A 14,174-nucleotide genomic window follows, 5' to 3' on the forward strand; every position below is an offset into this window, starting at 1 on the left:
GAGTGGTTTTGGAAAGTGCTCAGAAGGGTAATCAGGATAGGCAGGAAAGAAAAAAGAAGAGACAAGAACGGGCTACTAAAACCATCACCAAATGATATACTTTATCCTTAGCCTGACGGCTATGGTGAAAACACACAGCAAGGGCGTAGGGAGATGATAGTGGCAAATGCTTTTCCCGGATAGCTAATGGAGCACTGGATGAGCTGTCATTACAAAGCTTAGACATATTCACGGTCATGCTATTCATGAGTTCACGTTACTAAACTGAAACGATGTATGAAACTTCCTGATATTAACTTCCTGAAAATTTTCTTCCTGTTGTTATGCTGTTACCCTGCCCTCTCTACAACCATCCAGGCCCAAGATAAAAGCCTATACGTACAGACCAGTGATGTACATCACCTGATGGTGCAGTTGCGGGCGGATGAAGGCAGCCTGAACCGGTTCTACTTCATGAAAAACACGCCGGAGTACACCGCACGTTTCCAGCAGCTGTACAACGACTACCTGCAACAACTAAGCAACCTGGATTATGAGGACATGAACGCCGGCAGCCGTGTAGATTACCTGCTCACAAAGCGGGACCTGGAGAATAAGTTACGCCTGCTGAACACAGCGGCTGATGAATACAAACAGATAAGTAAGTGGGTGCCTTTTGCGGAAAAAATTTATGCATTGGAGAAGCCGCGCAGGCGAGGGCTCAATGTAAACGGCCAGCAGATAGCTGCTGAATTGAACAGCATCGAGAAAGAACTCATTGCCTCGAAAGCAGCCTTAGAAAATCAGGAATCGCTGAACAGAGACCTGGGGTTTAGGTTGCAGGGTACCGTGGAAGACCTGCAGGAAGGCTTAAAAAGCGTTTATACATTTTATAATCAGTACGAGCCTAGCTTTACCTGGTGGGTGCCCGAGCCTTATAAGCGCGTAGATACTTTACTGACTGCCTATGCTGCCCTGGCAGAAGCGAAAGGCAGAGTGCCTGGTAAAAACCAAAAAATAGACGAAAGCGGTATTGTGGGTAGTCCCATCGGGAGAGAAGAACTCATCAGGCAACTTGAGTACGAGATGATTCCTTACACACCGGAGGAGCTGATAGAAATTGCCAATAAAGAGTTTGCCTGGTGCGACCGCGAAATGCTCAAGGCCTCACGTGAACTTGGCTTTGGCGATGACTGGCATCAGGCACTGGAGAAAGTAAAGAACTCCTACGTGCCGGAGGGGCAGCAGCCGGAGGCTATGCTGGATTTGTATAACCAATCGGTAGAGTTTCTGAAGCAGAAAGACCTAATTACCATACCGCCTATAGCTGAGGAAACCTGGCGCATGCAGATGATGAGCCCGGAGCGGCAGCTGATTAACCCCTTCTTTCTGGGCGGAGAGACGTTTATTATTTCCTACCCCACCCACACCATGGCCCATGAAGATAAGCTGATGAGCATGCGGGGCAACAACCCGCATTTCTCCCGGGCCACCGTGCACCACGAGCTAATTGCCGGGCATCATTTGCAGGGCTTCATGAACAACCGCTACAAAGAGTACCGCAACTTCAGAACGCCTTTCTGGACAGAAGGCTGGGCCTTGTACTGGGAGATGCTGTTATGGGACCAGGGTTTCCCGCGCTCGGCAGAAGACCGCATCGGCATGTTGTTCTGGCGGATGCACCGCTGTGCCCGCATCATTTTCTCGCTCAACTACCACCTCGGCAAATGGACGCCACAGGAGAGCATCGACTTCCTGGTGGATCGGGTAGGGCATGAGCGCGCGAATGCGGAAGGGGAAGTGCGCCGTTCATTCGAGGGCCGCTACAGCCCCTTGTACCAGGTCGCTTACATGATGGGAGGCCTGCAGTTTTATGCCCTTCAGAAGGAACTGGTAGGCAGCGGTAAAATGACCAACAAACAATTTCATGATGCCGTGATGCAGCAGAACAGCCTTCCGGTAGAAATGGTCAGAGCCATCCTGACAGACCAGCAGCTTCCGGAGAATTACGAAACCAGCTGGAAATTTTACAATGCCCCCGCTTCGCCGGAAAAGAGCCGCAAGGCTACCTCTATAAAAAGTAGATAAGCAACAAATAACGATAACCGCCATATGCCTGTGAAAGCTTTCAAATCCTTGTTTCTGCTGCTGCTCTTGCTGCAGTTTTCGCTCTTTTCCTTTTCCGGCGCTGCACAAAGCAGAGGAGCAATAGTATGGTTGAAGGCAGGCAATGCTTATGCGCAGCAGGAAAACGGCGACATCGTCAGAAACACGCTGCCATCGCAGGAAAAGCAGGTTATACTGGCAAAGGAAAAGTTGATACCTGCCGGCAGGTCGGAGCCATTGAAAATCCGCAGTTTTTCTTTTTCAGAGGACGAGCAGCAACTGCTCCTCTACACAAACACCGTGAGGGTATGGCGTCTCGATACAAAAGGCGATTACTGGGTATATGATCTGCAAAAGCAAACGCTGGAACAGATGGGTAAGAACCGTCCTGCTTCTTCCCTTATGTTTGCCAAATTCTCTCCGGACGGAACACAGGTGGCTTATGTGAGCGGGAACAACATTTATGCAGAAAACCTGACAAATAAAGACGTAACGCAGCTGACAAAAGACGGAACAAGAAAGCGCATCAACGGTACTTTTGACTGGGCATACGAAGAGGAATTCTACAGCCGCGACGGCTTCCGCTGGAGTCCGGACAGCAAAGCCATTGCCTTCTGGCAGATAGATGCCACCGAGGTAAAAGATTACCTGATGATCAACCACACCGACTCTATCTACCCAATGGTCATACCGGTGGAGTACCCTGTGGCAGGTGAAGCGCCCTCTCCTTACAAAATTGGCGTGGTGGACGTAGCAACTGCAAACGTACACTGGATGAATGTGCCAGGCGACCCGCAGCAGCATTATGTGCCCCGTATGGAATGGGCCGCAAATGCAAATGAGCTGATACTACAGCAACTGAACCGCAAGCAAAATGAGAGCAAGCTATACCTCTGTAACATCACCAACGGGCAGGCAAAGCAGGTGTATGTGGAGAAAGACGCCGCCTGGATTGACATCATGCCCTCCTGGGACAGCGACTATCGGTTTGGTGGCTGGAACTGGTTAAGCGGGGGCAAAGAATACTTATGGGCAAGTGAAAAAGATGGCTGGCGGCATTTGTACAGGATTAGCCGCGACGGTAAAAAAGAAACGCTGATTACGAAGGGCAATTACGACGTAATGGATATTGTAGCGGTGAATGAAGCAGCGGGCTATGTGTACTTTTTAGCTTCTCCAGACAATGCCACACAGCAGTACCTCTACCGTGTGCGGCTGAATGGCAAAGGAAACGCGGAGCGGCTGTCACCCAAAGCACAGGAAGGCACCCACACCTATGAATTATCTCCCGATACAAAATTTGCCTTTCACCGATTCTCCAACTACTATACAAGGCCGGCGTCTGAGTGGGTGTCGTTGCCGGGGCATAAGGCGCTCGATGGAAACAGCGCGGTAGAGCAGGCGGTAGCACAGGCAGACAAATCAACATCTTCCTTAGAGTTTATCAAGGTTCAAACCAGTGAAGGCGTGGAGATGGATGCCTGGATGGTGAAGCCTGTTCCCTTTGACTCAAACAAGAAGTACCCCATCGTGTTCCAGGTGTACACCGAGCCTGCAGGCCAGACGGTGCTGGATAGGTACGGTATGGGGAACAATCACCTTTACAAAGGCAGCATGGCGGAAGACGGCTACATCTATGCCTCCATTGATAACAGGGGAACGCCTGCTCCCAAAGGAAGGGAGTGGCGCAAAAGCATCTACCGGAAAGTAGGGATGCTCAACATTCATGATCAGGCCATGGCCGCGCAGGAAATCCTGAAACTGCCTTACGTGGACACAAGCCGGGTGGCCATATGGGGGTGGAGCGGCGGAGGCTCTGCCACCCTCAATCTGCTGTTCCAGCACCCGGAGATATACAAAACAGGCATCTCCGTGGCGGCGGTAGCCAACCAGCTCACCTACGATAATATTTACCAGGAGCGCTACATGGGGCTGCCACAGGAGAACCTGGAGGATTTCGTGCAGGGTTCGCCCATCACACATGCTAAAAACCTGCAGGGAAACCTGCTCTACATTCACGGCACCGGCGACGACAACGTGCACTACAACAATGCAGAGCAGCTCATTAACGAGCTGATAAAGCATAACAAGCAGTTCCAGGTGATGCCGTACCCCAACCGCACGCATGGCATATCAGAAGGAGAAGGTACGAATGAGCACCTTTCTACTTTGTTCACGAATTACCTGAAGCAACATTGTCCACCCGGAGGCAGGGTGAGAAATCAGCAGTAGTAAGCGAAAATAAAATCACCAAAGCGCAACGGTAGCCCTGTAAAAGTAATGAAGTAACAGAAAGAACTGCAATAGCGATAAGATTAGGTGTCGAATTTAATTCTTACCCTCATGAACAGATCATGTTACTACTGCGGCAAAGCCAGAGGCAAGTGCAAGGACTGCTCTAGAAGTTTGTCTTTGAGCGGCAGATCCTGAGCCGGGAGCAGAAAAGACTCATCAAACTGCTCCTGCTCGAGCGCATCTCCCTGGAGGGCATTTGCAGAGTGCTGGATGTTCCCGCTTACCACCTCTATCGCTACATGGATGAGCTCTACGGGAAGTGCCGCAGAATTTGAACGCGCAGGTTCCTGCCAGTACAGAAATCCAGCTTATGTGCTATGAGTGCGAGAGCGATGAACTGTGGAGCTTTGTAAGCTTCAAAGCTAACAAGCAATGGCTGTGGGTGGCCTATGACAGGAGGAGCAGACACATGGTGGCCCTGCATCTGGGAGACAGAGGCGCAGCAGGTGCAAAGGGGCTGTGGGAAAACGTGCCGGAGCATTACAGGCAGCAGGCAACTCTCTTCACCGATAAGTGGGAGGTTTACAAAAAGGTGATACCGGCGGCAAGGCACGTGTTCTCTGCCAAGAAGAAAGACACAAACCACGCCGAGAGGTTCTTCTGCACCCTCAGGCAAAGGTGCGCGCGGCTGGTCAGAAAATCCCTCTCCTTCTCTAAAAATATTGAGAAGGATTTGATGGCTATTCGCTTTTTTATAGCTAATTACAACCTGTTATTACTTTTATAGGAGTACCAGATTACTTGAATCTGCCTGTCAAATTCCCTCAGCCAATTTTAGCAACTCCAGGTTATAGAGTGTTTCTGTTTGACCTTTGACGCAGTTAGACTACAGCCTCAAAGCAGTAATGTAGTTTAACTTTCAACGTGCATGTATTGCCGCTTTCCTAGCTGGTTTTTAAGGTTGTAAAAGTGGCCGCTTATTGTCTGATAAGTAGCGTTGGTGTTAATAATTATATTATTGTCAAGTATTAATTTGATTTATTAAATTTTTGTTAGTAAATATGGGTATATGTTGTTAATAATTTAAATAAAAAGAGAGGTGCTACATGCTTGGGATTGCAAGGTTATGAAAGGCAGGTTGATCGGGTTTAAATAATTACTTTTCACTCATAAACTCCCACCAAACAATCCTCCATTTAGCAGCTCATTGTGTGAAGCCTTCTTGTTCTTGCTGATCAGATCTTCCTTTTATCATTAGAATAGCTAGTACTATTTGAGATGTACGTGAGGGGCTAAAATGCGCCTGAATAAATCAATGCGGGTACACAAGCCGGTTTCTCCGGTTTTAACTCATTTCACTGTTAAGTATCTAACTAATTCATTTTTATGAAAAAAAGCTTTACCCTATCTAACTGGCATCGAACGTTGCTGATTGGAATTACATTCTTATGTGCTTCCTGGCTTGTACCTGCTCCCTTGGTAGCGCAAAACAAAAAAGTCTCACCTGCCAAACTGGAGGCTATGAAGAAGGAGTTGGCAACTGAGATTGACAAACAACAGAAGCTGACGCAGGAGATGGTGGATATGATCTTCAGCTTTGGTGAGCTTGGCTTTCAGGAAGAGGAGACCTCCCGTTACCTCACCGGCATACTGGAGCAGAACGGTTTCACGATTGAGAAAGGTATAGCCGGTGTACCGACAGCCTGGACAGCTAAATGGGGATCAGGAAAGCCTGTTATAGCCATTGGCAGTGATATTGATGGCATACCGAAAGCTTCCCAGAAACCGGGTGTGGCGTACCACGATCCTATTGTGGAGGGGGCACCCGGCCATGGAGAAGGCCATAATGCCGGCCAGGCACTAAACGTAACCGCTGTGCTGGCTCTAAAAAAACTGATGGAGCGGGAGGAATTGTCAGGAACACTGGTGCTTTGGCCTGGTGTCGCAGAGGAATTGGTGGCCACAAAAGCATACTTTATCCGTGAGGGATACTTCAAGGATATAGATGCCTGCATCTTTACACATGTGGCCAATAACCTGAGTGTTTCGTATGGAGACTCCGGTAATAATGGGCTGGTGTCTGTGGAGTTTACATTTGATGGGCAAGCTGCTCATGGGGCTGGCGCACCCTGGCGTGGAAAAAGTGCACTGGATGCTGTAGAATTGATGAACATAGGGTGGAACTATCACCGTGAACACATGGAGCCAACGCAACGCTCCCACTATGTTGTGACAGATGGCGGTGATCAGCCCAATGTGGTGCCCTCCAAGGCTGCGGTTTGGTATTTTCTGAGGGAGAGAACCTACCCTAAAATCAAAACGATGTACGACGATGCCATAAAGATAGCAGAAGGAGCTGCCTTAATGACAGGTACTACAATGAATTACCGGGTTTTGGGAAGTGCATGGCCTGGGCATTTCAATCAGCCAATTGCCGAAGCCATGTATGAGAACATGAAAAAGGTGGGCTTGCCGAAGTGGAGTGATGAAGACCAGGCGCTGGCCAGAGCTGTGCAGAAAGAGGTGAATGCTCCTAAAACAGACAGAGACAATAATCCAATCGACGGACTGGCCATAAAACTGGATTCCATTGAGCCACCCGTCAAGTTCTCGATGGGAGGCGGCTCCGACGATATTGCTGACATTGCCTGGAATGTGCCGACAGTGGTATTGAGGTTCCCTTCCAACATACCGGGTTTACCAGGCCACCACTGGGCCAACGCCATCTCTATGGCCACGCCCATTGCACATAAAGGAGTAACAGCAGGTGCCAAAGCAGAGGCAATGACCATACTGGATATGCTGGTGAAACCAGAAGTTGTAAAAGAAGCCTGGGCCTATTTCAACAATGTACAGACGAAGGACATAAAGTACACGCCCCTGATATCTGAAACAGATACTCCTGCCATCCATCTGAACGAGAAGATTATGTCTGAATATCGGCCTGAGATGAAGAAGTATTATTACAATCCTGCCAAATATAAAACCTATCTGGAGCAACTGGGAATTCAGTATCCTACCCTGTCTGATGAAAGCAAAGGCAAGGCGCAAGGCGCAACAAACTAAGGTTAAAGCTAACAGCAAGCTCAGGCGCTCCTTATTAACTATGATGTTTATAAGGAGCGTCTTGAGTACAGTTGGGCTAAAAGACATACTATAGCGGGAATGGCTTCCCATAACCCAACGTTTTCTGAGGTGCCCGATCAGTGTGAATTATCAAAATCATCATTCAAATGATAATAAATTTACTATGAGAATAAAATTACTGCAGCATGCTTTTCCTTTCGTCAGCCGCAGAGGTAACGGTCAGTTATTCAGACAAGTTTTGCCTGTTCTTTTGATGCAGTTGTGCAGCTTTGCTTCCTTTGCCAGTTCACCTCAAAGTATCGTCAGCGACTCCATCCGCGTTACCCTGACAGAGGGTACGAACATTGCCATAGACCTGTCGCCAGATAAGAAGATGATCGCCATGGATTTGCAGGGCACTATCTGGACAATGCCTGTGGCTGGGGGAGAGGCGAAGCCATTGACCGATGCCCTGGGCGATAGCCGGCTACCCGCCTGGTCGCCGGACGGAAGCCGTGTGGCTTTCCATTCTTACCGCGACGGCAACTATCATATCTGGACTGTAAATAAAAATAGAACAGATTTACGGCAAGTTACTTTTGGCGTTTATGATGATCGGGAGCCATATTGGTCGCCTGACGGTAAAAGCCTTGTCTTTTCTTCTGACCGTGATGGAAACTATGATGTTTGGGAAATTGAACTAGGCTCTGGCAAGCTAAAGCAGCTAACAAACAACCCCGCCAACGATTATTACCCTGCTTATGCTGCCGACGGAAAGCAGATAGCCTTTGTGTCGGAACGTACCGAAGCCCCCGGTATATACGTGCTATCACAGGAAGGCAAGGAGCAGCTCCTGGTGCAGGGGGAAGCAAAAATGGCTGCTCCTTCCTGGCACCCCAATGGTTCTCAGGTGCTTTACAACGCGTTTACACAGCACGGCCATAGCCGCCTGGAAGCGGCTGTATTAGGAGATGGCGGTGGACAGACAATATCTGATCCCTCCGAAGATATATTCCCTTTTCGGGTGAGTTGGCTATCACGAACGGAGTTTCTTTACACAGCTGACGGAAAAATAAAGCGACGAAAGCTGGGTAAAAGCAAAGCACAGACTATCCCTTTCAAAGCTGTTGTGGCACTGTCACGGCCTGCATACCAGCGGAAGACGTATACCTTCGACAACATAGCCCCGCAGCCAGTGCTAGGTATCCGGGGAGCTTCCGTTTCACCTGATGGCAAACGCATTATTTTTTCAGCCTTAAGCGATTTGTGGATATTAGAGAAAGGGAAGCGGAAACCTGTGGCCATTGCCAACGACGCTTTTGTGGAAGTAGACCCGGCCTGGTCGCCGGATGGAAATAAACTGGCTTACGTGTCTGACCGCAATGGTAGTATGGATTTGTGGATTCGCGACCTTCAAACAGGAAAAGACCATTTGCTGGTAGATCTGCCAAATGAACTGAATTTTCCTTCTTGGTCGCCGGATGGGGCACGCATTGCTTTTTACGAAGGAGATTTGCGGAATGCCTGGGGCCGGGGAACACTGCATGTGGTGGATGTTGCCTCAGGTAAAGTAGAAAAGCTGCATGAGTCGATGTTTGTGCCGAGCCAGCCCAGTTGGTCTGCCGACGGAAAGACAATTGCCATATCAGCTTTAGAAGTATACTCCTCCAGGTACAGGGAAGGTGTCAGCAAGATTCTGCTAGTGTCCCTGGATGGGCAGCCAGACCAGTATGTGTCTCCTGTGCCGGAACGCTCACTTGGCACGCGGGGCAAGAATGGACCTGTCTGGTCGCCGAACGGCAACATGATGGCTTATACCCTGGACGGTTTGCTGTGGGTTGTGCCGGTTAGCAAGACAGGCAACATCATCGGGCCTCCGAAGCGGCTCACAAATGAACTGGCGGAAGTGCCTAGCTGGACAGGAGATTCAAAGAGCATCGTCTTTTTAGCCACAGATACCCTCAAGCAGGTATACCTGGCAGATGGGCACATCACCCCGATTCCGATGGATTTTACGTGGCAGTACAAGCAGCCCACGGAACGAAAGGTGATTCATGCTGGCAAGTTGTTTGATGGCCGTGCAGCAGCATATCGCGAAAATGTGGATATCATTATTGAGGGGAACCGCATAAAGGAGATTCTGCCGCACCAGGCCGGCCGCCAGGGGAACTTGATAGATGCCTCTGGTAAAACGGTGATTCCGGGACTTTTTGAAATGCATACCCACCAGAGTGAGATGGCCGGGGAAAGGCTGGGACGCCTGTGGTTGTCTTACGGCATTACGTCGTTGCGTGAAACCGGGGCTGATCCCTACGATGCAATTGAGCGAAAGGAGTCATGGAGCAGTGGTGCCCGCATAGGTCCCCGCGAGTTTTTTACAGGTGGCCTGACAGACGGCAGCCGTATTTACTATGGGTTGGCCACAAGCATCAATTCAGGTGCACAACTAGAACTGGAGCTGGAGCGAACAAAGCGGCTGGGGTATGACTTGATTAAAACCTACGTGCGCATGCCTGACCTGATGCAGGAGCGCATCACCGCTTATGCACATTCCATCGGCATACCTGTTTCTTCTCATGAGATTTACCCAGCCACACGCTATGGCGTGGATGCAGTGGAGCATATAGGTGGCACCAGCCGCCGTGGCTATTCACCCAAAATCACCTCCATGAATCATAGTTACCAGGATGTGATTGAACTACTGGCAAAGTCTGGCATGAACATTACGCCAACAGCTTCCTTGCAGGGAGGTTTCTACGTGATGGCTGGGAAAGACCCGGCGTTTTTTGAGAACAGGCAGTTTAAGGCCTTCTTTTCCGAAAGCTATGCAAACGATTTAAAGGAAAATGCGCAAAGCGTAACGGAAATGTTTCCTGGTTATATCTCAAACTTCGGCAATATCCAGAAGACCGTAAAGGCCTTACTTGCAGCCGGTGCCAGGGTCACCACAGGCACAGACAGTCCTTTTATACCCTATGGCATGAGTCTGCACACGGAGTTGCAAAGTTGGGTAGACGGCGGTGTTACGCCTTATGAAGCTTTGCGTTCGGCCACGCTATGGTCAGCTGAAGCTGTAGGAGTGAGCAAGGACTTGGGAACTGTTGAGCCGGGCAAGCTAGCAGATTTAGTAATTGTAGCGGGAGACCCGCTAACCCGTATTCAGGATGCCTGGAACGTAGAAGTGGTTCTGAAAAACGGGGAGGTGCACCTGATACAAGACTTACTTAAATCACCTTCTGCAAATTAACTTAAATAACCTGTTTGTAAATCAAGAAGGGTAAAGGCTTACCTTTGTTCTTAATTATTCTCTTTCGAAAATGAGCATTACATCGCTACACCTCAACTAAAATGGCCATAAATAGCTGCAAATTCTTTTCTCAAACTGAGTCAAAGTACGCCTGTTTCAGTTTCTTACTGCTTTGTACAATTTTGTTTACCTCTTTAAGTGCGCCGGCGCAGAAGCTGAGTCCTAAAAAGATGGATGCAATGGTTGCCAGACAGATGTTGCCTGCTTTAGAGGAGCTGAAAGACTATGTTTCTATCCCGAATGATGCCGTTAACCCGGAGGATATTCAGGAAAACGTGCAATGGGCAGAGAAAGCCTTCGCCAAGCGTGGGTTTCAGACATCTGTGCTTAAGAATGCCCGCCTTCCGCTTTTCCTGGCTGAGATGTCTTTTCCTAAAGCTTCTAAAACAGTCATGTTTTATTTCCATCTGGATGGGCAGCCAGTACGGGCAGACGAGTGGCAGCAGGAAGATCCTTTCCGGATGGTGCTGAGAGAGAAAGGGGCCGATGGTGCCTATGAAGACATCAACTGGAATCTGCTTCAGTCAACTATCAATGATGAATGGCGTGTGTTTGGCCGTTCGAGTTCAGATGACAAAGGGCCAATCATCATGCTATTGCAGGCCCTCGATATGCTGCAGTCGGAAAGACAAAGCCCTCCTTTCAATATAAAAGTGGTACTTGACCCTGAGGAGGAAAAAGGCTCACCGGGGCTGAAAGAGACGCTTGAAAAACATAAAGACAGGTTTCAGGCTGATTACTTAATTGTGATGGATGGCCCAATGCATGCATCGAACATCCCGACGCTTACCCTGGGTTGTAGAGGTAGTGTCGGCTTTACCCTTGCAACCTACGGCCCGATAACGCCGCAGCATAGCGGCCATTACGGCAATTATGCACCCAATCCTGGCTTTCTATTGGCGAAGGTGATAGCCTCCATGAAAGATGAACAGGGAAGGGTGCTTGTTGATGGCTTCTACAATGGCATAGCCTTCGATGAAGAGGCCTTAAAAGTAATGGCAGCAGTCCCGGATAACAAAGAGGAAATAAATGCACGGCTTGTTATTGCGGAGGAAGAAAAAGTAGGCAACAATTACCAGGAGTCGTTACAGTATCCGTCGCTCAATATCCGGGGGATGCAATCAGCAGTAGTAGGCAAAGGAGCCGCCACTATCGTTCCAGATGAAGCTGTAGCGCTTCTTGATATACGCCTGGTGCCAGAAACTGAGGCTAAGCGGATGGTGAGTTTAGTTGATAGCCATATACAAAAGCAAGGCTATACTGTACTAAATCATGCTCCAACAACGGAGGAAAGGTTGAGATACCCGCAGATCGTCTTTATGCAAAGCAGTGGGGGAACACCTGCTTTCAGAACAGACGTGAATGCGCCCATTAGTGTCTGGCTTCGCAAAGCCCTGGCCAATAGTTATAAAAAGGAACCAGTGGTTATTCGTATGATGGGTGGCACAGTGCCTGTGGTGTCTTTTGTGCAGGCACTGGATGTACCAGCTGTGCTGGTGCCTTTGGTAAACGTTGACAATAACCAGCATAGCCCTGATGAAAACCTCAGGCTGGGAAATCTGCGCATGGGCATGAAAACCTGCCTGTCCATACTTACTTCCCCTATTTGATACAACAGGCTGCTTTATCTAGCCTACATGAGCTGTATATAATACTTCTGCTCCTGCTGCAGCGTTGTCCTGAGACTGTTTCTGTTCTTCAATGAATGGAAGCTTTGGAGGAACGACAAAGGGCTGCTTAAAACCACACGTAAGCCAGGTGTGGTTTTAAGCAGCCCTTTGTGTCTTTTGCCCTTTACTGCACAGTAATTTTCCCTTTGCCTTCCATGTAGTCTAACGTAAGGCTGGTGAGCGTTTTCACGCCTAGTTTCATGCCACTGTCGTCAATATAGAAATCGGGGGTATGGTGAGGGGCTGCTTCTTCGGGCTTTTGGCCTTTGGGCATGCCTCCAACAAAAATGAACAGCCCGGGTATCTTCTCCTGGTAAAAAGCAAAGTCTTCGGCGCCTGTCACAGCTTTGTTTAGAACAACGTTGTCAGTTCCAGCTACAGCTTGCAGAGTAGGAAGCATTTTACTTGTGAGTGCTACATCGTTAGAGGTGACCGGTGTGCCAATATTAATAGTAACCTCGGCAGTGGCTCCGGCGCTTTCCGCAATTTTAGTGGCAGTGAGCTTTATCTTCTCGTGTATTTTCTTTTGCATTTCTGTATCCAGCGTTCTTATCGTTCCCTCTAACTCCACTTCTTCTGGAATAATATTGTTACGTACGCCTCCATTTATTCTTCCTACCGTAACTACAGCGGCCTCTTCGGTTAACTCTGTTTGTCTGCTGATGATGGTTTGCAGGCCATTGATAATCTGCGCTGACACCACTATCGGGTCCACGCCATTCCAGGGGTAGGCCCCATGTACCTGCTTCCCTTTCACTTTGATAAGAAACCGATCAGCAGCGGCCATCGTGCCACCTGGCTTATACCTCAGGGTACCCACTTCCGTTTGTGAATTTATGTGCAGGCCGAAAATTACTTCAGGCTTAGGCCCTTTGTCCAGCACCCCCTCCTTAATCATCAAACGGGCGCCTCCCTCTTCACCTTGTGGTGCTCCTTCTTCAGCTGGTTGGAAAATAAATTTCACTGTGCCTTTCAGGTCATTCTTCATACCTGCCAATATCTCAGCAGCACCCATTAGCATGGCGACATGCGTATCATGGCCACAGGCATGCATCACACCCACTTCCTGTCCGTTATAGGTGCTTCGTTCTTTCGAGGCAAAAGGAATAGCTGCGCGTTCGGTTACAGGCAACGCATCCATGTCAGCTCTTAATGCCACCACCGGGCCAGGCTTACCTCCCTTTAATATGCCCACCACTCCTGTGTGTGCCACGCCTGTTTCTACTTCTATGCCTAAACTTTTAAGGTGAGCAGCTACCTTCTCAGCTGTTTTTGTCTCACGGTTGCTCAGTTCCGGGTACTGGTGAAAGTGATGGCGCCATTCAATAACCTTCGGCTCCAGTTTATCAGCCATTGTGTTGGCTTTGGATGTAAGCTTGCTGCTCTGTGCATAGCTCCCCGGCACAGCAAGTAAGCCAAGGCCCAGTGTGGCAAAAAGGGTTCTCCTAAAGAAAGTGTAGTTGCTTTTCATGTGTCAATAGTTTTATGAAGTTGATAGATGTTTGATTGCTTTTTGATTTTGTTAAAGCACAAGGGTAAACTGTCTCTTCTCCGCCTTCTTCTCAGCACTATACAATAGTTTCTGCCCTTCAGGTGGCTAAATTAAGGCTGGTATGGTACATCATTTTTTTAGACAACTCCTGCAAAATAGAAAGCAAAGTGCCAAGGTTCTGTTATTTGTATGTGTATATAAAAAAATAAAGATTACAGTCTTTTTAGGGTTTGTAAAGTTAGATGAGGTTTACAAGGTTGAAGAATAAAATATATATCAATATTAACTAATAAATTTAATTAATATCAATAATGGGTCA

General features: G+C 48.6%; 6 protein-coding genes and 1 pseudogene. 6 read left to right on the plus strand and 1 reads right to left on the minus strand.

The window, feature by feature from the left end; translation table 11 throughout:
- Positions 1-276 precede the first annotated feature (276 nt).
- The 6 genes and pseudogenes from DXT99_RS19075 (at position 277) to DXT99_RS19100 (ending at position 12,303) form a co-directional block, all read left to right on the plus strand.
- Positions 277-2,067 carry a DUF885 family protein gene (locus DXT99_RS19075; RefSeq protein WP_115567189.1) on the plus strand — a complete coding sequence of 597 codons (1,791 nt, stop codon included), beginning with the start codon at positions 277-279 and terminating at the stop codon, positions 2,065-2,067.
- A 24-nt stretch (positions 2,068-2,091) separates the two neighbouring features.
- Positions 2,092-4,317, plus strand: coding sequence for a S9 family peptidase (locus DXT99_RS19080; RefSeq protein WP_115567190.1), 2,226 nt, complete (start codon positions 2,092-2,094; stop codon positions 4,315-4,317).
- Between the two features lie 111 nt (positions 4,318-4,428).
- Positions 4,429-5,107, plus strand: a pseudogene (locus DXT99_RS19085) (IS1 family transposase).
- A gap of 599 nt (positions 5,108-5,706) precedes the next feature.
- Positions 5,707-7,386 (plus strand): amidohydrolase, encoded by a 1,680-nt coding sequence (locus DXT99_RS19090; protein ID WP_115567192.1) that lies wholly within the window; start codon positions 5,707-5,709, stop codon positions 7,384-7,386.
- A gap of 184 nt (positions 7,387-7,570) precedes the next feature.
- Positions 7,571-10,633, plus strand: a complete 3,063-nt coding sequence (locus DXT99_RS19095) for an amidohydrolase family protein (RefSeq protein ID WP_246000853.1) — start codon at positions 7,571-7,573, stop codon at positions 10,631-10,633.
- A gap of 230 nt (positions 10,634-10,863) precedes the next feature.
- Positions 10,864-12,303 (plus strand): M20/M25/M40 family metallo-hydrolase, encoded by a 1,440-nt coding sequence (locus DXT99_RS19100; protein WP_246000854.1) that lies wholly within the window; start codon positions 10,864-10,866, stop codon positions 12,301-12,303.
- A 184-nt stretch (positions 12,304-12,487) separates the two neighbouring features.
- Here the strand turns inward: DXT99_RS19100 and DXT99_RS19105 are convergent, their stop codons facing one another.
- On the minus strand, positions 12,488-13,834 hold the full coding sequence (locus tag DXT99_RS19105; protein WP_115567194.1) for an amidohydrolase: 1,347 nt from the start codon (positions 13,832-13,834) through the stop codon (positions 12,488-12,490).
- Positions 13,835-14,174 lie beyond the last annotated feature (340 nt).

This window comes from Pontibacter diazotrophicus, assembly GCF_003367245.1.
In the GTDB taxonomy this organism is placed as follows: Bacteria; Bacteroidota; Bacteroidia; order Cytophagales; family Hymenobacteraceae; genus Pontibacter; species Pontibacter diazotrophicus.

Coding starts and splice junctions, on each gene's coding strand:
- DXT99_RS19080 (WP_115567190.1), top strand. CDS start 2,092: ATGCCTGTGAAAGCTTTCAAATCCTTGTTTCTGCTGCTGCTCTTGCTG.
- DXT99_RS19075 (WP_115567189.1), top strand. CDS start 277: ATGAAACTTCCTGATATTAACTTCCTGAAAATTTTCTTCCTGTTGTTA.
- DXT99_RS19100 (WP_246000854.1), top strand. CDS start 10,864: ATGGATGCAATGGTTGCCAGACAGATGTTGCCTGCTTTAGAGGAGCTG.
- DXT99_RS19090 (WP_115567192.1), top strand. CDS start 5,707: ATGAAAAAAAGCTTTACCCTATCTAACTGGCATCGAACGTTGCTGATT.
- DXT99_RS19095 (WP_246000853.1), top strand. CDS start 7,571: ATGAGAATAAAATTACTGCAGCATGCTTTTCCTTTCGTCAGCCGCAGA.
- DXT99_RS19105 (WP_115567194.1), bottom strand. CDS start 13,834: ATGAAAAGCAACTACACTTTCTTTAGGAGAACCCTTTTTGCCACACTG.